General features: G+C 70.7%; 17 protein-coding genes. 9 read left to right on the forward strand and 8 right to left on the reverse strand.

Annotated features, from left to right (window positions below; genetic code table 11):
• The first annotated feature begins 30 nt into the window (after positions 1-30).
• The 7 genes from AC07AW_RS14470 (at position 31) to AC07AW_RS14500 (ending at position 8,000) form a co-directional block, all read left to right on the forward strand.
• Positions 31-1,161 carry a polyamine ABC transporter substrate-binding protein gene (locus tag AC07AW_RS14470; RefSeq protein WP_478815765.1) on the forward strand — a complete coding sequence of 377 codons (1,131 nt, stop codon included), beginning with the start codon at positions 31-33 and terminating at the stop codon, positions 1,159-1,161.
• A gap of 1 nt (position 1,162) precedes the next feature.
• The gene (locus AC07AW_RS14475) at positions 1,163-2,077 is read left to right on the forward strand and encodes an ABC transporter permease (protein ID WP_478815766.1); all 915 of its coding nucleotides are present in this window, start codon (positions 1,163-1,165) and stop codon (positions 2,075-2,077) included.
• Positions 2,074-2,967, forward strand: a complete 894-nt coding sequence (locus tag AC07AW_RS14480) for an ABC transporter permease (protein ID WP_478815767.1) — start codon at positions 2,074-2,076, stop codon at positions 2,965-2,967. The genes AC07AW_RS14475 and AC07AW_RS14480 overlap by 4 nt, the downstream gene beginning before the upstream one ends.
• Positions 2,968-2,972: 5 nt before the next feature.
• The gene (locus tag AC07AW_RS14485; protein WP_478815768.1) at positions 2,973-4,103 is read left to right on the forward strand and encodes an ABC transporter ATP-binding protein; all 1,131 of its coding nucleotides are present in this window, start codon (positions 2,973-2,975) and stop codon (positions 4,101-4,103) included.
• The gene (locus tag AC07AW_RS14490) at positions 4,100-5,416 is read left to right on the forward strand and encodes a flavin monoamine oxidase family protein (protein WP_478815769.1); all 1,317 of its coding nucleotides are present in this window, start codon (positions 4,100-4,102) and stop codon (positions 5,414-5,416) included. The genes AC07AW_RS14485 and AC07AW_RS14490 overlap by 4 nt, the downstream gene beginning before the upstream one ends.
• Complete coding sequence (locus tag AC07AW_RS14495; protein ID WP_478815770.1) at positions 5,409-6,812, forward strand: aldehyde dehydrogenase family protein; 1,404 nt, start codon at positions 5,409-5,411, stop codon at positions 6,810-6,812. Before AC07AW_RS14490 ends, AC07AW_RS14495 begins: the two co-directional genes overlap by 8 nt.
• Positions 6,813-6,989: 177 nt before the next feature.
• The gene (locus AC07AW_RS14500) at positions 6,990-8,000 is read left to right on the forward strand and encodes an alpha/beta hydrolase (protein ID WP_478815771.1); all 1,011 of its coding nucleotides are present in this window, start codon (positions 6,990-6,992) and stop codon (positions 7,998-8,000) included.
• A gap of 92 nt (positions 8,001-8,092) precedes the next feature.
• Here the strand turns inward: AC07AW_RS14500 and AC07AW_RS14505 are convergent, their stop codons facing one another.
• The 4 genes from AC07AW_RS14505 to AC07AW_RS14520 form a co-directional block, all read right to left on the reverse strand.
• Complete coding sequence (locus tag AC07AW_RS14505; RefSeq protein WP_478815772.1) at positions 8,093-11,647, reverse strand: indolepyruvate ferredoxin oxidoreductase family protein; 3,555 nt, start codon at positions 11,645-11,647, stop codon at positions 8,093-8,095.
• Between the two features lie 228 nt (positions 11,648-11,875).
• The gene (locus AC07AW_RS14510; protein WP_478815773.1) at positions 11,876-13,543 is read right to left on the reverse strand and encodes an FAD-dependent monooxygenase; all 1,668 of its coding nucleotides are present in this window, start codon (positions 13,541-13,543) and stop codon (positions 11,876-11,878) included.
• Positions 13,540-14,055: a VOC family protein gene (locus AC07AW_RS14515; protein ID WP_478815774.1), complete on the reverse strand. Its 516-nt coding sequence runs from the start codon at positions 14,053-14,055 to the stop codon at positions 13,540-13,542. Before AC07AW_RS14515 ends, AC07AW_RS14510 begins: the two co-directional genes overlap by 4 nt.
• 96 nt (positions 14,056-14,151) lie before the next feature.
• A complete protein-coding gene (locus AC07AW_RS14520; RefSeq protein WP_478815775.1) occupies positions 14,152-14,718 on the reverse strand; it encodes a TetR/AcrR family transcriptional regulator in 567 nt (188 codons plus the stop codon).
• 155 nt (positions 14,719-14,873) lie between these two features.
• Here AC07AW_RS14520 and AC07AW_RS14525 point away from each other — a divergent pair, with 155 nt between their 5' ends.
• Both AC07AW_RS14525 and AC07AW_RS14530 read left to right on the forward strand, forming a co-directional pair.
• A complete protein-coding gene (locus AC07AW_RS14525) occupies positions 14,874-15,764 on the forward strand; it encodes a fumarylacetoacetate hydrolase family protein (protein WP_478815776.1) in 891 nt (296 codons plus the stop codon).
• Between the two features lie 167 nt (positions 15,765-15,931).
• Positions 15,932-16,759, forward strand: a complete 828-nt coding sequence (locus AC07AW_RS14530) for a PhzF family phenazine biosynthesis protein (RefSeq protein WP_478815777.1) — start codon at positions 15,932-15,934, stop codon at positions 16,757-16,759.
• A gap of 47 nt (positions 16,760-16,806) precedes the next feature.
• On the opposite strand, the gene AC07AW_RS14535 is transcribed toward AC07AW_RS14530, so the two are convergent.
• The 4 genes from AC07AW_RS14535 to AC07AW_RS14550 form a co-directional block, all read right to left on the reverse strand.
• On the reverse strand, positions 16,807-18,990 hold the full coding sequence (locus AC07AW_RS14535; RefSeq protein ID WP_478815778.1) for a galactose-binding domain-containing protein: 2,184 nt from the start codon (positions 18,988-18,990) through the stop codon (positions 16,807-16,809).
• 87 nt (positions 18,991-19,077) lie between these two features.
• The gene (locus tag AC07AW_RS14540; RefSeq protein WP_478815779.1) at positions 19,078-20,448 is read right to left on the reverse strand and encodes a GH1 family beta-glucosidase; all 1,371 of its coding nucleotides are present in this window, start codon (positions 20,446-20,448) and stop codon (positions 19,078-19,080) included.
• Between the two features lie 71 nt (positions 20,449-20,519).
• Positions 20,520-21,359, reverse strand: a complete 840-nt coding sequence (locus tag AC07AW_RS14545; RefSeq protein ID WP_478816244.1) for a carbohydrate ABC transporter permease — start codon at positions 21,357-21,359, stop codon at positions 20,520-20,522.
• A 19-nt stretch (positions 21,360-21,378) separates the two neighbouring features.
• Positions 21,379-22,371 (reverse strand): carbohydrate ABC transporter permease, encoded by a 993-nt coding sequence (locus AC07AW_RS14550; protein WP_478815780.1) that lies wholly within the window; start codon positions 22,369-22,371, stop codon positions 21,379-21,381.
• Positions 22,372-22,378: the final 7 nt, after the last annotated feature.

Here is a 22,378-nt window from a genome sequence, read left to right on the forward strand (position 1 = left end):
TCCCCCAGCGGCCTTACGGAGAGGACCCCCATGTCCCCCGAGGCACGTCCCCTGTCCCGCCGCTCGCTCCTCCGCGCCGGCACCGCCACGGCCCTCGGCCTCACCGCGGCCGGCTGCGGCTTCTCCTCCGAACCCGACCCGGCCGCCAAGGAGGCCGGCGACAAGCCGATCGACGTCAAGGTCGACGGCGACCTGGTCTACTTCAACTGGGCCGACTTCGTCGACCCGGCCGTCTTCGAGGGCTTCTCGAAGGAGTACGGCGTCAAGGTCGTCCAGTCGAACTTCGACTCCATGGAAGGCATGGCGGCCAAGCTCAACGCCGGCAACCGCTACGACATCGTCTTCCCCACCGCGAAATGGGCGCAGCGCCTCACCGCCGGGGGCAAGCTCCGCACGATCGACCACACCCGCCTCAAGAACGCCGAGGCCGTCTTCGGCAGTTACGCCTACTTCGCCGACCCCTGGTACGACAAGGGCTCCGCGCACACCGTCCCCTTCACCATGTACAAGACCGGCATCGGCTGGCGCAAGGACCGGCTCGGTGACCTGACCGGCTCCTGGGACGACCTCTGGAACGCGAAGGCCGAGGGCAAGGTCTTCGTCCTCGACGACCGCGACGAAGTGCTCGGCATGGGCGCGCTCAAGCACGGCCTCGACCTCGCCACCGAGGACCCGGACGACCTCAGGACGATCACCGAGACCCTGCGCACGCTCCGCCCCCGCCTGCGGGGCTTCTCCAGCGACAGCTACAACAACCTGCTCAACGGCAACGCCGACATGACCCAGGCGTGGAGCGGGGACATGGCCGCCATGCTCGCCCAGGCGAAGGACCCCTCCGTCTTCGGCTTCGAGGTCGCCCGGGAGGGCGCCCCGGTCAACTCCGACTGCTACGCCATCCCCGCCGACGCCCGGCACCCCGGCACCGCGATGCTCTTCATCGACTACATGCTCCGTCCGGAGAACGTGAAGAAGAACATCGAGTACATCGGCTACCCGATGCCGGTCCACGGCAGCGAGGACACCTACACGGCGCTCGTGGAGCCCTTCCCGCAGTGCCAGGTCACCGCAGACGACCTCAAGGACGACCTCTTCTTCCGCAACGGCACCGCCAAGGGCGAACGGGCCCGCGACGCCGCCTGGACCGATGTGAAGGCCGGCTGACATGACACGACGCGACCGCACCGGCGCGGCCGCCCGCCCGCCGGTCCCCCGCGGGGGACCGGCCGCGGCGGGGGCGCGGCTCTGGACCCTGCTCATGCTCCCCGGGACCCTCTGGATGACCGGCTTCCTCGTCGTCTCCCTGCTGCTCGTCGGCACGCTGGCGTTCGGCACCACCGACCCCCTCGGGAACCCGCACTTCGGCCTGGACTTCGGCAACATCACGGCCCTGGCCGCCCCGGCGTACCGCACCGTCCTGCTGCGCTCCCTCGGCTACGCCCTGATCACCTGCCTCGTCTGCCTGGCCGTGGCCTACCCCGTCGCGTACGCCATCGCGCTGTGCGGCGGGCGCTTCAAGAACCTGCTGATCGCCGCGATCGTCGTGCCGTTCTTCGCCAACTACCTGGTGCGGATGTACGGCTGGTCCGTCGTCCTCTCCGACGACGGACCGCTGCTGAAAGCCCTGCGGGCGATCGGCCTCGCCGACGGCGACACCAAGATCCTCCAGTCCGGCTTCGGCGTCATCGCGGGACTGGTCTACGGCTTCGTGGTGTTCATGATCATCCCGCTGTACGCGGCCCTGGAACGCATGGACACCTCGCTCATCGAGGCAGGCCGCGACCTCTACGGAGGCCCCCTGCGGACCTTCTTCTTCGTCACCGTACCCGCCACGCGGCAGGGGGCCGCCGCCGGCTGCGTCCTCGTCTTCCTGCCCGCCATGGGCGACTTCGTCAGCGCCCAGCTCATGGGAGGCCCCGACCAGATCATGATCGGCAACCTGATCCAGGACAAGTTCTTCCAGGGCCAGAACTGGCCCCTCGGCTCCGCCCTCACCATGCTGCTGATGGCGGTGCTGTTCCTCGGGATGCTCGGCTACCTGCGACGCACCCGCAAGGACGAGACGGAGGCGACCCGATGACCCTCCCCGCCTCCCGTTCCCTGCCCGGCGCGCGGCCCCGCCCGGCCGCCGTCGGGACGGCCCGCCGCCGGCGGCGCCGCGGCGCCGAGCGCCGCCCCCGCTTCGCCATCGCGGTCACCGTGGCCTTCTTCGCCCTGCTCTACCTCCCCATCGCCGTCGTCGTCCTCTTCTCCTTCAACTCGCAGAAGTCCCTCACCGTCTTCGAGGACTTCAGCCTCCGCTGGTACCAGGCCTTCGTCCACGACGACGTGCTCATCGACTCGATCGGTATGAGCCTGGAGGTCTCCCTCGTCGCCATGGCCGGCTCCCTGGTCCTCGGTGTCGCCCTGGCCCTCGGCCTGGTCCGCGGCCGGAGCCGCCTCGGCTCCTTCGCCGGCCTGATCATGCTCGTCCCGCTGATCACCCCGGAGATCGTCACCGGAGTCGCGGCGATGCTGCTCTTCAAGGGCCTGGGCATCACCCTGTCCACCACCACCGTGATGCTGGCCGAGATCACGTTCTCCATCTCGTACGTGACGGTGATCCTGCGCTCCCGCATCGCCGCGCTCAATCCCGAGGTCGAAGAAGCCGCGATGGACCTCGGAGCCACCCGCCGCCAGGCACTGCGCCTCGTGACCCTGCCCGCCCTGCTCCCCAGCATCCTCGCCTCAGCGGTGCTGATCTTCGCCCTCGTCTTCGACGACTTCGTGCTCGCCTACTTCACCACCGGCGTCGACCCACAGCCGCTGTCCGTGCGCATCTACTCGGCGATCAGGTTCGGGGTCCAGCCCACGATCAACGCCGTCGGCACCCTGATGCTCGCCGGATCCATCGCACTCATCGCCCTCGCACTCGCCATCCCGCGCCTGTTCGGCCGCCGCGGCGGCCTCGATCTGCTCTCGGGGAAGTGACACCCATGCAGCACCCGCACCCCGCCGTCCGTCTCGACCGGGTCAGCAAGCGGTACGCCGGCGCCGCCGCCGACACCTACGCGGTCGACGGCGTCACGCTCGACATCGCCCCCGGCGAGTTCTTCTCCCTCCTCGGCCCCTCCGGCTGCGGCAAGACCACCCTGCTGCGGATGATCGGCGGCTTCGCCGACCCCACCGAAGGCGGCGTCCTGCTCGACGGTGAGGACGTCACGGGCCTGCCGCCCGACAAGCGCAACGTCAACACCGTCTTCCAGAGCTACGCCCTCTTCGACCACCTCTCGCTGGCGGACAACGTGGCCTTCGGCCTCAAGCGCAAGGGCGTCGCCCGCGTCGAGATCCGCCGGCGCGTGGCCGACATGCTCGACCTCGTCCAGCTCGGCCACCTGGCCGGCCGCAAGCCGCCCACGCTCTCCGGCGGCCAGCGTCAGCGCGTCGCGCTCGCCCGCGCGCTGGTCAACCGCCCCCAGGTGCTGCTCCTCGACGAGCCGCTGGCCGCCCTCGACCTCAAGCTGCGCCGTCAGATGCAGGTCGAGCTCAAGCAGATCCAGCGCGAGGTCGGCATCACCTTCGTCTTCGTCACCCACGACCAGGACGAAGCGCTGACCATGTCGGACCGCCTCGCCGTGATGAACGAGGGGCGCGTCGAGCAGTGCGGCACGCCGGAGGACGTGTACGAGCGCCCGACGAGCGGCTTCGTGGCCTCCTTCATGGGTACGTCGAACCTGGTCGCCGGCACCTACCGCGCCGGCGAGGTGGTCCCCGACGAGGGCGGCCCGGCCCTGCCCGTGGGCCCCCGCCCCGACGTGGCCGACGGCAGCCGGGTCAGCCTCTCGATCCGCCCCGAGAAGATCTGGCTCTCCGACTTCGAGCCGGGCATGGCCAAGCTCGGCGGGGTCGTCCGGGAGACCGTCTACTCCGGCCCGACCACCACGTACCTCATCGAACTGGCCCCCGGCGTCATGGTCTCCGTCCTGGAGCAGAACACGGTCCGCGCGCGTATGGAGGACCGCTGGAGCGGCGGCGAGGAGGTCGAGATCGGCTGGAAGCCCGCACACTGCCTGGTGCTCGACCGACCCGCCGCACCCCTGCCCGACAACGACCGGAGGACCTCATGAACCACGACGTCATCGTGCTCGGCGCCGGTCTCGCCGGACTCGCCGCCGCACGCGACCTCGCCGCGGGCGGAGCCGACGTCCTCGTCGTCGAAGCCCGCGAGCGGGTCGGCGGACGTGTCGAGCAGAGCCGGCTCCCCGACGGCCGCCTCGTCCAGCTCGGCGGAGAGGTGGTGGGCCGGGCGCACACCGCGTACACGGACCTCGCCGCCGAGCTCGGCCTCACCCTGGTCCCCAGCTACGTCGCCGAACCCGGCGCCCTCACCCGCGCCACCCCCGAAGGCGTCTCCGCCGGCGACCCGCCCCACTGGTTCGGCCCCGGTGACGATTCCTGCCACCGCAAGGCGACCGCCGCCTTCGTCGCGCTCGCCGCGACCGTCGACCCCGCCGACCCCTGGTCCCACCCCGACGCCACCGCCCTGGACCGGCTCTCCGTGGGCGACTGGCTGCGCTCCGAGGGGGCGTCCCCCGGCGTCGTACGCCTCTGGGAGATCGGCCAACTGGCCCTCGCCGACGGCTCGTACGAACGAACCTCCCTCCTCGCCGCCCTGCGCAAGCACGCCGCCGTACCCGCCGACGGGCACTACGCGTACGAGGCGTGGGAGGGCCTGCGGGTGGCCGAGGGCTCGGCCACGATGCCCCTGCGCATGGCCGAGGAGCTCGGCGGCCGGGTCCGTACGGGCGCGCCGGTCGAGGCCGTCGACGTCCGGCGGCCCGGCGGCTGCACCGTACGCCTGGCGGGCGGCGAGACCCTCACCGCAGGCGCCGTCGTCAGCGCCCTGCCCGTAGGCCCGCTCCGCTCGATCGCCGTCACCGGAGTCTCCGACGAGCGCCTCGCCTCGCTGCACCGGCAGCGCCACGCGGTCGCCGCCAAGTTCGCCGCCGCGTATGAGGAGCCGTTCTGGCGGCGCCGCGGACTCAGCGGCCTTTCCGAGAACGAAGGCGTCCTGGGCAGCACCTGGCCGCAGAGCGAGGGCATCCTCTCCGCCCTCGTCCCGCCCGAGCGGTACGGCGTACTCCTCGGCACGCCGCCCGCGCTGCGCGCCCCCGAGCTCCTTGCCGAGGTGGCCCGCCTCTACGGCGAGGAGGCGCACCGGCCGCTCGCCACGTACCTGCGCATGTGGGGCACCGACCCGTGGACCCAGGGGTACGTCACCCACTGGACCCCCGGCGACGTCATGGCCGTGGGACCTCGCCACGCCACCCACGAACCGCCCTTCTACGTCTGCGGATCCGACCAGTGGGTGGCCGGCTACATGGAAGGAGCCGTACGCACCGGCCGTGCGGCGGCGAAGGAGGCACTGACCCGTGGCTGAGCTTCTGACGAACCACATCGGAGGCGAGGACCGCCCCTCCGCCTCCGGCGAGACGACGGAACTGGTGGACCCCGCCACCGGCGCGGTCCACGGCCACGCCCCCCGCTCCGGTCCGGCCGACACCGACGCGGCCTGCGCGGCGGCGGCAGCGGCGTTCCCGCGCTGGTCGGCGACCACCCCGGCCACCCGCCAGCGCGCGCTGCTCGGCATCGCCGACGCCATCGAGGCGCACGCCGACGTCCTGGTCGCGGCCGAGTGCCGGGACACGGGCAAGCCGAAGGAGCGCTTCCGGGAGGACGAACTCCCGGCGATCGTCGACACGGTCCGCTTCTTCGCCGGAGCGGCGCGGACCCTGCCGGGCGCCGCGGCGGGCGAGTACACCGAGGGCCGTACATCGGTGCTGCGCCGCGAACCGGTCGGCGTGTGCGTCCAGATCACGCCCTGGAACTACCCGCTGATGATGGCGGCCTGGAAGATCGCCCCGGCGATCGCGGCCGGGAACACCACGGTCCTGAAGCCGGCCGACACCACCCCCTCCTCCGCGGTGCTCCTGGCCCGCATCGCGGCGGCGCACCTCCCACCGGGCGTACTCAACGTCGTCTGCGGCGACCGCGACACCGGCCGGGCGCTCACCGCACACCGGGACGTCGCCCTGATCGCCGTCACCGGCAGCGTACGGGCGGGACAGGAGATCGGGGCCGCCGCGGCCGCCGGCCTCAAGCGACTGCATCTGGAGCTCGGCGGGAACGCCCCGGTCATCGTCCACGACGACGTGGACGTGGAGTCCACCGCTGCGGCCCTCGCCGAGGTCGCGTACTACAACGCCGGTCAGGACTGCACCGCACCCAGCCGCCTCCTGGTCCACGAGCGCGTGTACGACGCGTTCCTCGCGGCCTTCTCGGCCGCGACGGCCGCCCCCGCGTACCGGGAGGCCGCCTTCGGCCCGCTGAACAGCGCGACCCAACTGGCCTCGGTCCAGGCCCTCTTGCAGCGTCTCCCGCCGCACGCCGAGATCGTCACCGGTGGAGAGGCCATCCCGGGCCCCGGCTTCTTCCACCGGGCGACGGTCGTGGCCGGCGTCCGCCAGCAGGACGAACTGGTCCAGGAGGAGACGTTCGGCCCCGTGGTGACAGTCCAGCCCTTCAGCACCGAAGAGGAGTCCCTCCGTCTGGCCAACGACGTCCGATTCGGTCTCGCCGCCGGCATCTGGACCACGCACCACGACCGCGCGATGCGCGCCACCCGCGCCCTCCGCACGGGCATCGTCTGGGTCAACACCCACGGCACCACCGTCTCCGAAATGCCCCACGGCGGCGTCAAGCACTCCGGCTACGGCAGCGACCTCTCCCTGGCGGGCCTTCTGGACTACACCCAGCCGAAGCACGTCATGCTGTGACACCGGCGCCCGTTCCGGCCGACGGACCGCGACCGGTCCGGGCACGGTCACAGCCTTCCGCGGGCGTTCGCCGACCTTCCTGTGTCCCACCTCACGCCTTGTCCTGTTGACCCTCACGCTCACGTGAGGGTTTTAGGTTTCTGCATGTCAGCCCCCAGACAGGAAAGGGCCACCCACATGTCCGACCCGAGCACCACCGACCGCATCGACCCCCAGACACACCAAGGCCTGCGGAACCTGCACCAGCTGACCGGACCGGGCGGTCTCATCAACTTCGACATCCCGCGCCAACGCGAGCTGTACGAGGAGATGAACCGGGCGGCCCTCGCGGCGCTGCCGCCCAACGACCGGGTGCGGTACGAGGACCTCTCCGTGCCCGGACCGGCGGGTGACCCGGAGGTGAAGGTACGGGTCTACCGTCCCGCGGACAGCACCGACACCGGCACCCTCCCGGGCATCCTGTACATCCACGGCGGCGGCATGATCACCGGCAGTATCCTGACCGATCACCGGCAGGTGCTGCCCCTGGTCGAGACGGTCGGCGCGGTCGTCGTCTCCGTCGCATACCGCCTGGCGCCCGAACACCCCGACCCGGCCCCCGTCGAGGACTGCTACGCCGCACTGCTGTGGATGTCCCGCAACGCCTCCGTGCTCGGCGTCGACCCCGACAGGATCGCCCTCTACGGTGGCAGCGCGGGCGGCGGCCTGGCCGCCGGTGTCGCCCTGCTCGCCCGCGATCGCGGGGGCCCTCGCCCGGCCTTCCAGATGCTGCCCTACCCGATGCTCGACGACCGCAACACGACGCCGTCCAGCCACGAGATCACCGACATCGGCATCTGGGACCGTGCCGCCAACCTCCAGGGCTGGCAGGCCCTCCTGGGCGACAGGTTCGGCACCGACGAGGTCAGCCCCTACGCCGCCCCCGCCCGGGCCGAAGACCTGAGCGGACTGCCGCCGACGTATCTCGACGTCGGCGACCTCGACCTCTTCCGCGACGAAGACCTCAGTTACGCCAACCGGCTCATGCAGGCCGGTGTGCCCGTCGAACTCCACGTCTACCCAGGAGGTATTCACGCCGGCGAACTGCTCGCCCCCGACGCCGAACTCAGTGCCCGCATCACCGGCTACCGCATGAGCGCACTCGACCGGGCGCTGCATCCCTCCCGGGCGCCGGGCGGACCTCGATAGTCCGACCCGTACGCCGGCCAGAGCGTGCTGTCCTCACAGCACGTCTCGGGATGCCGCAGTCCGCCCCGTACGCCGGCCAGAGCGTGCTGCTCTCACAGCACGTCTCGGGATGCCACCGCGTCGGCGCCCGTACGTGCGCGTTCCGAGGACAGCCGACCGACGAGTTCCGCGGACCGGGCCCTGTATCGCGCCACCGATGCCATCTTGATCTCCTCGTAGCCACGCACGCTGTCGGGCAGCGAGGCGATCTCGACGGCCAGACCGTGGCCGCCCTCGTCGAGATTCCGGAGGACCTCGGTGATCGTGGCCTTGTACTCGACGATCAGGGCCCGTTCCGTGCGCCGCACACGAGCCGCTCCGAAGGGGTCGAGGCGGGTGCCACGGAGCCTGCGCATCGCGGCGAGTGCTTGGAAGGCGGGCTTGAACCACGGGCCGAGCTCGATCTTGCGCGTCATCCCGAGCGCCCGCAGTACGGGCGGATGGAGACGGTAGGAGATCCGGGCGCCGTCCCCGAAGCGGGCCCTCACCTCCCGCTCGACCTCGGGATCGAGGGAGAGCCGGGCGACCTCGTACTCGTCCTTGTACGCCATCAGCTTGTACAGGTGCCGGGCGACGGCCTCGGTGAGCGCCGTCGAGCCGGGGACGCGCTCGCTCTCCGCTCGACGTACCTGCTCGACGAAGCGTGCGTAGGTCGCTGCGTAGGCGGCGTTCTGGTAGGCGATGAGGTCCGGCACCCGGACCGCCAGGAGCCGGGCGAGCTCCGACTCGGGGGCGGCCCCGACCAGTTCGAGGGTGCGTCTGGCCTCGGCGGACGGGCCGCGCCCCGGCTTCGGTGCTGCGGTCCGCCCCTCCACGAGGTCGGCGAAGGCCTCGGGGTCGGCGACGGCCTGGCGGCCGAGACGGAACGCCTTGAGGTTGGCCTCGACCTTCACGCCGTTGAGGGTGATCGCCTCCTCGATGGCGTGGGCCGGCAGCGGCAGCCCGCCCGTCTGGTAGGCCGCGCCCGTGAGCAGCAGATTGGCGAACTGGTCCTCACCCAGCAGGTCGTTGGCGAGCCGGCGCGCGTCGAGGAAGACCGCGTCCCCGGACTCTGCCCGGATCCGTTCCTTGAGGGGTTCGACGGGCGGGAACGACACCTCAGGGTCGATCACCATCTGCCCCGTCGGGACCTCTGCCGTGGAGACGACCGCCACTGTTCGCCCCGGGGCGGCTGTCGCCAGCTGTCGTGGATCGGCTGCGACGAGCAGGTCACAGCCGAGGTAGAGATCGCACTCGTCCAGGGCCGCCTTGCCGGCCTGGTTCGTCGACTCCTTCGTGATCTTGATGTCGGAGACCACCGCGCCGCCCTTCTGGGCCAGGCCGGTCTGGTCGAGGGCCCGGACGTGCCGGCCCGCGAGCGAAGCCGCGGTGCTGAGGATCTGGGCGAGGGTGACCACGCCCGAGCCCCCGACACCGGTGATCCGGGTGGTGTGGGATGCCGGTACGACATGGTCCGGATCGGGCAGGGCCGCGTCGTCCGGCATCGCGACGGGGGTGAAGGCGGGCTTCGTGCCGGTGGGGACGACGGTGAGGAACGAGGGGCAGTCCCCTGCCAGACAGGCGTAGTCCTTGTTGCACGAGGACTGGTCGATGCGGGTCTTGCGGCCGAACTCGGTGTCGACGGGCTGCACCGAGAGGCAGTTGGACTGCTGTCCGCAGTCGCCGCAGCCTTCGCACACCCGCTCGTTGATCACCACGCGCTCGGTGGGTTCGGGCACCAGGCCGCGCTTGCGCTTGCGTCGGAGTTCCGTCGCGCATTCCTGGTCGTGGAGGAGCAGGGTGACGCCGGGGGTCCGGGCGAGCACTTCCTGGGCCTCGGTCAGGCGGTCGCGGTGCCAGACGGCGACGCCCTTCGGAAGCGTGACCTTCCGGTAGCGCCTGACGTCCTCGGTCGTGACGATGATGCGCTTGACGCCCTCCGCCAGGAGGCCTTGGACGATCGCGGGCACGGGCATGACGCCGACGGGTTGCTGGCCGCCGGTCATCGCCACCGCCGAGTTGTAGAGCAGCTTGTAGGTGACGTTCACCCCCGCCGAGACCGCGGCGCGGATGGCGAGGCTGCCGGAGTGGTGGAAGGTGCCGTCACCGAGGTTCTGGATCAGGTGGTCGCGTGCGAGGAACGGCTGCATGCCGATCCACTGGGCGCCCTCGCCTCCCATCTGGGTCATGCCGATCACGTCCCCGGCCTGGGAGGGGGCCATGAGCGTGACCATGGCGTGGCAGCCGATCCCGGCGCCGACGGCGGCGCCCTCGGGTGCCTTGGTCGAGAGGTTGTGGGGGCAGCCGGAGCAGAAGTAGGGGGTGCGCGTGAGCAAGGGCAGCAGGGGCAGGGCCTTGCGCCGGGTCGTCGCCCGCGCTTTCTCCAACCAGCTCTGTACGGTGGGGAATTCGCCCAGGTCGTTCAGGCGGGGCGCGAGCCGAGCGGCGACGGTGTCGGGATCGAGCTCTCCGTCGAGGGGAAACAGGGCCGAGCCGTCGGGTGTGCGCTTGCCGGAGACGGACGGCTGGTCACCCCGGCCGTAGAGCAGGTCCTTGAGAGCGGTTTCGACGAGTGGCCGCTTCTCCTCCACGACGACGATGTGGTGCAGTCCCCTCGTAAACCGTTCGACGACCGTCGGTTCCAGAGGGTGGATCATGCCGAGGTGCAGCAGTCGCACACCGCGGCGCTCCAGTTCCGTGTCGTCGAGCCCGAGGATGCGCAGGGCCTGGCGGAGGTCGAGGAAGGTCTTGCCCGCCGCGACGATGCCGATGCGGTCGCCGGGGCCTGTTCTGGTGATCCGATTGAGGTCGTTGGCGGCGGCGTAGCGGCGGGCGATCTCCAGACGGGCGCCGTCCCGGCTGCGTTCCAGATCGCCGAGGGCCGGCTGCACCATGCGGGTGCCCACGGTGTGGCGGTACGGCACTCCGTCGACCGCGAGGTCGGGAACGACCGGTGACACCCGTCCGGCGCTCACATCGACGGTGCCGGAACCGTCGGCGACGGCCGTCACGATCTTCAGCGCCACCCACAGCCCGGACGCCCGGGACATCGCCACGCCGTGCAGCCCGAAGTCGAGGGCTTCCTGCGGGTCGGCCGGGTAGAGCGTGGGCAGCCCCAGATCCGCGAGGAGCAGTTCGGAGGCGCCGGGCACGGTCGACGACTTGGCGGCGGGATCGTCGCCGACCAGGGCCAGCGCGCCGCCGTCCGGGTGGGTGCCCATCAGGTTGTTGTGCCGGATGGCGTCCGAAGCGCGGTCGAGGCCCGGGGACTTGCCGTACCAGATGGCTGTGACACCGTCGACGCGCTTGTCCGGCTGTGCCGAGGCGAGTTGGGTGCCCTGGACGGCCGTCGCCGCGAGTTCCTCGTTGACGCCCGGGCGGAAGACGATGTCGTACTCGTCGAGAAGGGAGCCGCAGCGCGCGAGTTCCATGTCGTATCCCGCGAGCGGCGAACCCTCGTATCCGGAGACGAAGCCCGCCGTGCCGCGGCCCTCGCGGCGGTCGGCGCGACGGACGTCCAGCGGCAGGCGGGCGAGGGCCTGGATGCCGGTGAGGTGGACGATGCCTTCTTCGCGTAGGTATCGATCCTGAAGCGTGGGGCGGGAACCGGTTGCTTTCTGGGGGGTCACCACTGCGTTCCTCCGGATAGGGCATCTGTGGCCGTCGGGGCGGACGAGGAGTCCGTCCGGTACGGCAAGGGGTGCGTATGAAGCAGCCGTGCCGGCGGGGCGTGGCTATGGGGAGCGTCGGCCCGACGCCACACCGACGCTCCGTGCCAGGCCGGGCCGTGCCAGGCCAGGCCTGGCCTCGTCCGTCAACCGCCGTCCGCCGGCGACGACGGAGTTCGACGACAGGATCTAGGCGGCCTGCTCGGTGCCGCTGAGCAGGGCCGCGAGCGCGGAGGCAGGGGACGATCCCTCCGAGCTGTGCCACGCGATGTGACCGTCCGGCCGGACGAGAAGAGCCCCGTCCTCACCGATCCCGAGCATCCGGGGGCAGTAGCCGTCCGGGCTGGTGACGTCCCGGCCGAGTACGACCGTCCGCTTCGGCACGTCCTGCCCGGTCTCCTCGAAGGCGTCGGCCCAGTGAGCTCCCTCGCGCCCCGTGATGAGAGTGAAGCCCGCGATGAGGAGGTCGTGCGTGGACATCCGCTCTCCGGCACGTTCGAGCCAGGCGTGCGGAAGTCGCGCTCCGGGGGCGGCGATCGGTCGGTAGTCGGTGGCCGAGAACGGTGCGCGGTTCTTGTGCCGGGCCGCTCCGTAGACGTATCCGATCTCCTGGTTGAGCGCGTCGAAGTGCGGGCGCTGCGGTGGAATGGCCTCCGCGATCCGCCGACGTTCCGCCCCGGCGACTGCCGGGTCGGAGCTTTCGAGGCGAGCGGCGATCCTGATCGTCTCGGGCCCGATCCCGACCTCGGCCATCTTCATGGCGTTGAGCATGCTGTGGCGGGCGTTGTCGACGGCGACGGGACGGCGCTCACGCTCGTACCCGTCGAGCAGGGCGTCGGAAGCAACGCCCCTCAGGACGGCGGCGAGTCTCCAGCCGAGGTTGTCCGCGTCGGCGAGACCGCTGTTCATCCCCAGGCCGCCTGTCGGCGGGAACTGGTGAGCCGCGTCGCCCACGAGGAGCACACGGCCGCTGCGGTACGTCTCGGCGGTCCGGGCCGTCATGACCCATGACCCCACGGAGCGGATGTCCACGTCGAGTCCGGTGGTTCCGACTGCCTCCTGGATGATCCGGGCACACCGTTCGGGCGGGTAGTCCTGCGGTGATTCGACAGCAGGGTCGAAGCTCCGCTGGAAGGTCCACCGGCGAACGCCGTCCATCCCGATGAGGAGTCCCGGGGAGGCGCTGTTGATCAGCCAGACCAGCAGAGCGGGATCCTCACTCATCCACGGGGAGAGATCGGCGTGGAAGTAGATGTTCAACTGGTGGCCGAGGATCGGGGAGTCGTCCATCCTGATGCCGAGCCTGTCACGCAGGCCCCCGGTCGCCCCGTCCGCCGCCACGGCGTAACAGGTGCGCAGCGTCTGCCGCCCGGCCACGCCTTCCACGGTGACGTCGACGCGATCGCCGAGGTCCGTCACCTCCACGACGGTGGTGCCGTAGTGCACGGTGGCCATGCCCTGGGCGAGGACCGCGTCGAGGAGGTGTCGCTGGACACGGTCCTGGGCGCAGGAGGTGAGCTGCTCGGCCGAGGCGTGGATCCGGTGCAGGAGCTGGTCCTCCGGGCCTTCGACGAGGTCGATGCGGCCCAGAGGTTCCCCGGCGAGGGTCTGCTTCCACAGGATGGTGCCGGCCCAGGCCGGGTCGGCCGCGTCGGCTCGGACGGCGTCCGCGATGCCCCAGCTGCGGAACAGTTCCATGGACCTGGTGTTGACGACATGGGCCCGGGGGTGCGGATTGATCCCGTCGTACTGCTCGAAGACCACGCTGCGGACGCCGTGCCGGCCCAGGACGAGCGCGGTGGCGAGGCCCACGGGGCCGGCTCCGACGATGACGACCGGGGCGTCGATGCCGGTCATGCGCGCCTGACCAGTTCGGCGAAGGGCTCGCCCGCGTCGAAGCGGCGCACCAGGTCGTCGGGGTCGAACTCGACCCCGATCGGATTGGCTTCGAAGGCTCCGGACCGGAACCACTCGTCGAGGGCTTCCTCGGTGGCGAAGTTGTCGATCTGGAGCTCGATGTGATTGCCGTCGGGGTCCTCGAAGTACATCGAGGTGGTCGGGCCGTGGTTGATGCACCAGAAGGGCAGGATGTCGTCCTTCTTCAGCCGCTGGTACGTGCCGAGCAGATCGCCGAGCGTGGTGTACGTGAAGGCCGCGTGGTGCAGGCCGGTGTGGGCCTCCGTCGGACGCTCGGACGCTCCGGTGGCGACCAGCGCGACCCGGTGGTGCTCGTCGTCGTAGGTCAGGAAGGCGAGGGCCTCGTTGGCGAAGGTGACGCGGCCTTCGAGGACGCGTACGTACCAGTCAGTCATGGGCGACAGACGGCCGGTGCGCAGGACGATGTGGGCGAGTTTGCCTGGAGAAGCCATGGCGTGGCGACCTCCTTGTCGAGGGCACGGCAGCCCTCTTGGCTGCCATACAAGAGAACGTAGACAATCTCTTGTATGGCAGTCAAGAGCAGGGTGTCAGCGTGCCGCCGCGACGGCCGTCAGCGCCTCCATGAGCAGGTCGATGAAGTCCCCGGTCGGCCGGTCCAGCCCCCGGACGCTGACCAGCAGCCCCTCGAAGAGCACATGTGCCATGTCCGCCACGGGTGCGACATCGACCCCCTCGGGCAGCTGGTCCGCGACGGCCGCGAGCAGGCGCCCCTCCAGCCATTCCCGCATCCGGGAGTAGACCTCGGCGAGGGCGGGAGACTCGTCCATGCGGTCGTACGCCTCCCGGTGCAGCCCGCGATACGCCTCCAGGTCGGAAAGGAACGTCACCAGCTGCCGCTGTGGGTCCCCTCCGATCGCGGGATCCGTCTCCACGCGCTCCCGCTCGCGCAGGAAGAGGCGGTCCAGCGTGGCGGCGAACAGGTCGTCCTTGGTCGGGAAGTACCAGCGCACGGCATTGGCCGCGACGCCGGCAGCCTTTCCGACCTCGGTCAGGCTGGTCCCCTTGTATCCCTTGACGGCGAAGAGCTCCCAGGCGCTGTCGACCAGGACGGCCTCGCGCTCGGCTTTGGGGATCTGTTGGCGGTTCCTTGGCATCAGCCCAGCCTAGGCGGCGCATCCGCGGGGGCGCCCCGGCCCCCGTGGGCCGTATCCGGGATCGGACGCGGCAATCGCCGAGCTCTTGACTTGGAAACAAGAAATCTCTTGACTTGTAAACAAGAGAACATGTCCCCGACACGTGGGAGTCCGTGATGCGCCTGTACAGCACCGCCCTGGGCATCGCCAGGGAGGAGAGCCCCGGCGAGCTCTCCGTACTCGACCTCCCGTTCGCCGACCTGGGAGCCCTCCTCCACGGACCAGGTGTCGACGCCGCACGCACGGCGGCGGTCGTCCGGCGGGCCGCCCTCGGCGAGACCCGGGTGCACGCCCCCGTACCCCGGCCCGGGAAGATCCTGATCGTCGGCCTCAACTACTCCAGCCACGCGGATGAGGCCCTGGAGATGTTCGCCGCGATGGGGCGGCCCGACATCGTCCTGCCCGCCGAGCCGAATTTCCAGGTGGTCGCCGGATCCGCGGTCATCGCAGCAGGCGACGACATCCGCCTCCCGGCCGTCGCGGCCGACCGGGTCGACTACGAGGGCGAGGTGGCCGTCGTGATCGGCCGGTCCGCGAGCGCGGTCTCCGTCGCCGAGGCCGCGAGCCGCATCGCCGGCCTCACCATCGCCAACGACGTCTCCGCTCGCGACATCCAGCAGCGTGCCATGTCGGGCGATCCGACCGCGTCCATCGGCGTGGCCAAGAGCTTCGACACCTTCAAGCCGCTCGGCCCCTGCCTGGTCACCCCGGACGAGTTCACCGCGCCGTTCGACCTGCGGCTGCGCACCCTGGTCAACGGTGAGGTACGTCAGGACGACCGCACCAGCGGCTTCATCCACGACGTGCCCGAGCTGATCTCCTACCTCTCCCGCTATCAGACCCTCGAACCCGGAGACGTGATCCTCACCGGAACACCGCGCGGCGCCGGCGTCTTCTCCGGTCGCCATCTACGCCCCGGCGATCTCGTCGAGGTCGAGGTCGAGCGCATCGGCACGCTCCGCAACCGTGTGGGGGCCGCCCCCGAGGGTGCGGCGTCGGGTGCCTGACAGTCGGAACGCACCGCACGTCGGACGCCCGCGAGCACGCCAGATCGACCCGCCCACAGCGTCCGGGGAGCGGTGGGCGAGCCGGCAGCGACTCGGAAGTGCTGGCCAGTCCAATCCCCTCGGATTGGCCTTGGTGCTGCTGTGATTGGCGCCCATATGGTCGCGGCATGCGTATCCACGTCGTAGACGCCTTCACCGACCGTCCCTTCGCCGGAAACCCCGCAGGCGTGTGCCTGCTCGACGCCGGAGACTGGCCTTCAGCTGCCTGGATGCAGCAGACCGCCGCCGAGATGAATCACTCCGAGACCGCGTTCGTGCGTCCGCTCCCCGAGGGCGACAGCGCCGACTGGGAGATTCGCTGGTTCGCCCCACTCGTCGAGACCAACCTGTGCGGCCATGCCACATTGGCCACGGCGCACACGCTGCGGCGGGAGCGAGGGGTTGTCGGCGCGCTGCGGTTCCGCAGCCGGTTCAGCGGCATGCTCACCGCGCATGCGAACGACGACGGCAGCATCACTCTGGACTTCCCGGCCGCGCCCGGCACCGAAGTCCCGGTGCCGGCAGGCCTGGCGGAGGCTCTGGGAGTGAAGCCGGAGGCCACCTTCCGTACCGGCGCGCTCGGTGACCTGCTGACCGTCCTGCCGGACGAGGCCACCGTCCGGGCCGTGACACCCGACCTCGACGCGATCGCCGACCTGACCCGCCGTGAGGGCCTGCGCGGCGTCATCATCACGGCCCCGGCGTCCGGACCCGGCCTGGAATACGATTTCGTCTCCCGCTTCTTCTCACCCGCCGAGGGCATCCTCGAGGATCCGGTCACCGGCAGCGCCCACACCGCCCTGGCCCCCTACTGGTCGGCGCGGATGGGCCGCGACGGGCTCACCGGCCTGCAGGTGTCCGCGCGGACCGGGCTGGTCAGGACCGCTGTGCACGGTGACCGCGTCCATCTCACCGGGTACGCGGTCACCATCCTCGAAGGAACCCTGCACGCCTGACCGGCAGACAGCTGCGAGGCGGGCGGGAGAAGCGTCCCGCCGGATTGTCAGGGGAAGCTGACGACGGTGGAGGGGACGGTCTCGGTGCCCTGGGTGGGCGCGCCGATGTCGTTGATGACGTGGTTGAACTGGCCGTTGCCGCCGAGCGAGACGGTGAGCAGGCCGTGGAACTTCACGCCGGGCTTCACCGGGGCCTTGAAACCGTGGTCCTGACGGATCGTCGGGTCGACGTTGTAGTAGCAGTAGCTGCCGAGGCCCCAGCCCTCGTGGGTGGTGACGGAGTCGTCGACACGGTAGGCGGCGTAGCCCTTGGTCGTGCCGTTCTGGATGGCGGCCTGGTCGGGAGCGTCGTACGCCTTCTCGTTCTGGAAGAAGATCGTGCGGCCGCGGTCGCCGAACCATTCGACGTCGTACTTGTTGAAGTGCTCGACGAACAGGCCGGTGGCGAGGACGTCGTCGCCGTTGACGCGGACGCCGTAGTCGGCCCGGTTGGTCTCCCAGCCGACGCCGTCGCCGTGGTCGGCGCGCCAGACCCAGGTGTGGTCGACGAGGGTGTCGTCGTTGTTGACGACGATGCTCGTGGTGGCCTTGCCCGCGCCCGCGCCGCCGATCCGGACGTAGACGTCCTGGACGGTGGTGGGGTCGGCGGCGTGGTCGGCGGAGGCGTTCTGCGGGCCGACCTCGAGGAGCGTCGGCGAGTTGACCGGGCCGGCGTCGATGAGGAAGCCGGCGAGGCGGACGCCGTCGACGTCGGCGACGCGCAGCGCGGTGGCGCCGTTGTCCGGGATGATCGTGGCCAGTCCCAGGCCGAGGACGATCGTGCCGGGCCGGTTCACGTCGATCGTCCGGTCCACGTGGTGGACGCCGGGCGTGAACAACAGGTGCAGGCCCTGGGCGAGCGCCTGGTTGACGGTGGCGGCGGTGGTGCCGGGCTTGACCACGTAGAACCGGCTCAGCGGGATCTTCTCTCCCTGGGGCGTGCCGTTCGCCCAGGTGGTGCCGCGGGCGTTGGTCCGCTCGGCGGGGGAGAAGACCTTGTACTGGTTGTCCTCCCAGATGAGGTACGGCTTCTCGCGGGAGACCGGAGTGGTGTCGAGGGTGGTGTACTTCGGCTCGGGGAAGGCCTGCGCGGGCGCGCCCTCGGTGCCGGAGAAGACCTGGTTCCAGACGCCGTTGGACCAGCCGCCGATCGAGCTGTCGCGGGTGTACCACTGCTGCTGCGAGTAGTTGCCGACCTGGCCGTCGATCTTCGAGTCGGCGATGTAGCCGCCGCTGGCCCAGCCGTAGCCGCTGGGGGCGAGGTTGAGCCCGCCCTTGACGTGCATGCGGCGGAAGGAGGAGGCCTGGGAGACGGCCCAGCGGTCGGTGCCGTTCACCGGGTTGAGGGCCAGGCCCTCGGCGCCGCGCCAGAAGTTCTGGGTGGCATTGCCGTTGAACCAGCCGGCGTCGACCGTCACGTCGCCGTTGATGGTGGTGTCGTCGGGACGGAGGCCGAGGCCGGCGATCTGGGTGTAGAAGCCGATCTGGGCGTTGAGGCCGTTGTACGTGCCCGGCTTGAACAGGAAGGCGTGCCGGCCGCTGCCGAACTGGGCCGACTCCTGCTGCTGGAAGACGCTGTCGAGCTGCGCCTGGATGTTCGGCGTGGACGGGTCGACGACGTGGACGTTCGGTCCGAGGTCGCCGCCGCCGGGCAGGGTGGTGCCGCCGCCGGTGGTGCCGTACACCTGGAACTCCCAGAGCGAGTAGCCCCAGACGGTTCCCCGGGTGAGGCCGTTCATCCGGACGTAGCGGCCGGTGCCCGAGAGGGCGACGTCGTCGGTGCCCCCGTCGCCGCCGGTCACCGTGGTGACGGTCCGCCAGTCGGTGCCGTTCTCGGAGGCCTGGATCTCGTAACTCTTGCCGTAGGCGGTCTCCCAGGTCAGGACGGCGCTGCTGAGCGTGGCGCTCTGGCCGAGGTCGACCTGGAACCACTGGGCGTCGGACCACCCGCTGGCCCAGCGGGTTCCGGTGAGGTCGCCGTCGATGGCGCCGCCCGCGGTGAGGGAGCCTTCCGTGGACGAGGCGGTGGCCGTCTTCCCCTGGGAGAGCAAGGTGGGGGCGGCGGAGGCCGTCGAGGCGGGGACGACGGCGAGGAGGCCGCCGGCGAGCGCGGCGACGAGTGCGCCGACGGCGGTCCGTCGGACTGCTGAAGCGGGGCGCCGGAAGGCCGGCGGGGACCCGACAGAGGACATGGGGGCTCCTCGGGATAGGTGGGGGAAAAGGGGAGAGCGCTCTTCGAACCATTCGAGCCAGGTGGACGCCCGTACGGGCGTCCCGGGTCAGCCGTTCTGCGTCCGGTGGGCGCGGATGATGTCCGCGTACCGGCGGCCGCTCGACTTCACCGTCCGCCGCTGGGTCGCGTAGTCGACGTGCACCAGGCCGAAGCGCTTGTCGTAGCCGTAGGCCCACTCGAAGTTGTCGAGCAGGGACCAGGCGTAGTACCCCGCGAGCGGGGCGCCCTTGCGCAGCGCGCGGGAGCAGGCCGCGAGGTGCTGCTCCAGGTAGCGGGTGCGGTCCGGGTCGTGCACCTCGCCGTCGGGGCCGAGGGCGTCGGGGAAGGCCGAGCCGTTCTCGGTGACGTACAGCTTCCGCACGCCGTAGTCCTCGGTGAGGCGCAGCAGGAAGGCCTCCAGGCCGTCGGCGCCGATCGGCCAGTCCATGCCGGTGCGCGGCACGTCGGGCAGGCGTACGGAGCGGGCGTGCGGGACGGGCCCGGCAGGGTCGTCGGCCACGGTCTCCGGGAAGTAGTAGTTGAGTCCGTGCCAGTCGAGCGGGGCCGCGATCAGTTCCGGGTCACCCGGCCGTTCGGGGAGATCGACCCCGTACAGCTCGCGCATGTCGGCGGGGAATCCGCGTCCGTACACCGGGTCGAGCCACCAGCGGTTGGTGTGCCCGTCGGCGCGGCGGGCGGCGGCGACGTCCTCGGGGCGGGTGGAGGCCGGGGTGACGGTGGAGTGGTTGGTGACGAGGCCGACGTGGGCGCCGGGGGCGGCGGCGCGGACGGCGGCGGTGGCGAGGCCGTGGCCGAGGAGCAGATGGTACGAGGCGCGGACGGCGGCCGTGAGGTCGGTGAGGCCCGGCGCCATCCGGCCTTCCAGGTGGCCGATCCAGGCGGAGCAGAGCGGCTCGTTGAGGGTGGCCCAGTGGGTGACGCGGTCGCCGAGTCGCTCGGCGACGACGGACGCGTAGGCGGCGAGGTGTTCGGCGGTGTCGCGTACGGTCCAGCCGCCGCGGTCCTGCAGGGCCTGCGGCAGGTCCCAGTGGTAGAGGGTGACGTTGGGGGTGATGCCGGCGTCGAGGAGCCCGTCGACGAGCCGGTCGTAGAAGTCGAGCCCGGCCTTGTTGACGGACCCGTCGCCGTTCGGGACGATCCGGGGCCAGGCGAGGGACATCCGGTACGCGTCGGTGCCCAGCTCCTTCATCAGGGCGATGTCCTCGGGCCAGCGGTGGTAGTGGTCGCAGGCCGTGTCGCCGTGGTCGCCGTTGTCGATGGCACCGGGGACGCGCGAGAACGTGTCCCAGATGGAGGGGGAGCGGCCGTCCTCGGCGACGGCGCCCTCGATCTGGTAGGCGGACGTGGCCGTGCCCCAGGTGAAGTCCGCGGGGAACGCCCCCAGGTCGAGCGTGTGCTGGTCGGTGGTGTCGGACACGGTGGACCTCTTCGTGAAGGGCCGGAGGCCGGCGGAGGGAGCGTCGGACGCGGCGGGTGCGGCAGGGCGGATCACTTGACCGCGCCCGCGGTGAGGCCCGCGACGAGATAGCGCTGGAGGAGCAGGAACCCGGCGACGACGGGCACGCTCACCACGAGGGAGGCGGCCATCACCTGGTTCCAGTAGACGTCGTTCTGGGTGGCGTAGCCCTGGAGTCCGACGGCGAGGGTGCGGGTGGTGTCGTCGGTCATGACGGAGGCGAAGAGGACCTCGCCCCAGGCGGTCATGAAGGCGTAGACGGCGACGGCGACGATGCCGGGCAGGGCGGCGGGCACGATGACCCGGAAGAGGGCGCCGAGCGGGCCGCAGCCGTCGACCTGGGCGGCTTCGTCGAGCTCGCGGGGGATGGAGTCGAAGTAGCCGGTCAGCATCCAGATGGAGAAGGGCAGCGAGAAGGTCAGATAGGTGAGGACCAGACCGCCGCGCGAGCCGAAGAGGGCGATGCCGGTGGCGTTGCCGATGTTGACGTAGATGAGGAACAGCGGCAGCAGGAAGAGGATGCCGGGGAACATCTGCGTCGACAGGACGGTGACGGCGAAGACCCGCTTGCCCCGGAAGTCGTAGCGGCTGACCGCGTACGCGGCGACGATCGCCACGGCGACGGAGAACACGGTGGCCGCGCCGGCCACGACCAGGGAGTTCAGGAAGTAGTCGGCGAGCGGGACGGTGTCCCAGATGTCGACGTAGGGGCGGAGCGTGAGCCCGGACGGAATCCACTCGAACGTCCCCGACACGTCCTCGAGGGGTTTCAGGGAGCCGGAGACCATCACGTACAGCGGCAGCAGTACGAAGCCGGTGAGCAGGGTGAGGAAGATCCGCCGGGACCACAGGAAGGAGCGGGGTGCGGCCATGGGGGAGCGTGGGGTGCGCTCAGACATCGGAGGCCTTCCTTCCTCTGGTGGTGAGCAGGAGGTACACGCCCGTGACGAGCAGGAGGAAGAGCAGGAGCAGTACGGACATCGCCGATCCGGTGCCGAAGTTCCACGTCAGGAAGGACGACTGGTAGATGTGCAGGGAGATCAGGTCCGCCGCTTCGGGAGCGGCCCTGCCGAAGAGCACGAACGGCGTGTTGAAGTCGTTGAAGGTCCACAGGAAGAGGACCAGGACGAGGACCTGGTTGACCTGGCGCAGGGACGGCAGGGTGATGTGGCGGATCTGCCTCCACACACCGGCCCCGTCGAGGGCGGCCGCCTCGTACATGTCCCGGGGGATGTTCTGCAGGCCGGCCATGACGGTGAGGAAGGCGAAGGGCCAGCCCTTCCACACGGAGACGGTGAGCAGGGCCCAGAAGCTGTTGTCGCCGATGAGCCAGAAGGCCGGGCTGTCGCCGAGGCCGAGCTGGTCGTGCAGCACGTGGTTGATCAGGCCGTTGTCCCGCTGGAACATGAACGCCCAGGTGATGACGGCGGCGTAGACGGGCAGCGCGTACGGGACGAGGAACAGGGTCCGCAGGAAGCCCCGGCCACGGAAGTTCTCCTGCAGGAAGACGGCGGCGGCCGTGCCGAGGAACCAGCAGAGGGCGACCGACGCCAGGGTGAACAGGCAGGTGGTGAAGAAGGACTTCAGCAGGGCCTGGCCGACGGGCGCGTCGAAGTCGAACGAGACGGCGTAGTTGTCGAGGCCGGCCCAGGGCGCGGACGACCAGTCCCGGATGAAGAACTGGGTGAGCTCCTTGAAGCTCATGCCGATGCCCATGAGCATCGGGACGAGGTGGACGAGGAGTTCGAGGACGAGCGCGGGGAGCAGCAGCAGGTACGGGAGGGCGATGCGGCGGCGTCCGGAGCGGCGCTGTGCGGGCGCCGCTCCGGGGCCGGCCCCGCGCACCGCGTGCTCGCTCCGCAGAGCGACGGCGGTCTGGGTCATGGAGGTG

Source organism: Streptomyces sp. NPDC044003 (genome assembly GCF_056435185.1).

Excerpts from the sequence above, each read along its gene's own strand:
- AC07AW_RS14470 (WP_478815765.1), top strand. The coding sequence starts at position 31 with ATGTCCCCCGAGGCACGTCCCCTGTCCCGCCGCTCGCTCCTCCGCGCC.
- AC07AW_RS14475 (WP_478815766.1), top strand. The coding sequence starts at position 1,163 with ATGACACGACGCGACCGCACCGGCGCGGCCGCCCGCCCGCCGGTCCCC.
- AC07AW_RS14480 (WP_478815767.1), top strand. The coding sequence starts at position 2,074 with ATGACCCTCCCCGCCTCCCGTTCCCTGCCCGGCGCGCGGCCCCGCCCG.
- AC07AW_RS14485 (WP_478815768.1), top strand. The coding sequence starts at position 2,973 with ATGCAGCACCCGCACCCCGCCGTCCGTCTCGACCGGGTCAGCAAGCGG.
- AC07AW_RS14490 (WP_478815769.1), top strand. The coding sequence starts at position 4,100 with ATGAACCACGACGTCATCGTGCTCGGCGCCGGTCTCGCCGGACTCGCC.
- AC07AW_RS14500 (WP_478815771.1), top strand. The coding sequence starts at position 6,990 with ATGTCCGACCCGAGCACCACCGACCGCATCGACCCCCAGACACACCAA.
- AC07AW_RS14510 (WP_478815773.1), bottom strand. The coding sequence starts at position 13,543 with ATGACCGGCATCGACGCCCCGGTCGTCATCGTCGGAGCCGGCCCCGTG.
- AC07AW_RS14515 (WP_478815774.1), bottom strand. The coding sequence starts at position 14,055 with ATGGCTTCTCCAGGCAAACTCGCCCACATCGTCCTGCGCACCGGCCGT.
- AC07AW_RS14520 (WP_478815775.1), bottom strand. The coding sequence starts at position 14,718 with ATGCCAAGGAACCGCCAACAGATCCCCAAAGCCGAGCGCGAGGCCGTC.
- AC07AW_RS14525 (WP_478815776.1), top strand. The coding sequence starts at position 14,874 with ATGCGCCTGTACAGCACCGCCCTGGGCATCGCCAGGGAGGAGAGCCCC.
- AC07AW_RS14530 (WP_478815777.1), top strand. The coding sequence starts at position 15,932 with ATGCGTATCCACGTCGTAGACGCCTTCACCGACCGTCCCTTCGCCGGA.
- AC07AW_RS14535 (WP_478815778.1), bottom strand. The coding sequence starts at position 18,990 with ATGTCCTCTGTCGGGTCCCCGCCGGCCTTCCGGCGCCCCGCTTCAGCA.
- AC07AW_RS14545 (WP_478816244.1), bottom strand. The coding sequence starts at position 21,359 with ATGGCCGCACCCCGCTCCTTCCTGTGGTCCCGGCGGATCTTCCTCACC.
- AC07AW_RS14550 (WP_478815780.1), bottom strand. The coding sequence starts at position 22,371 with ATGACCCAGACCGCCGTCGCTCTGCGGAGCGAGCACGCGGTGCGCGGG.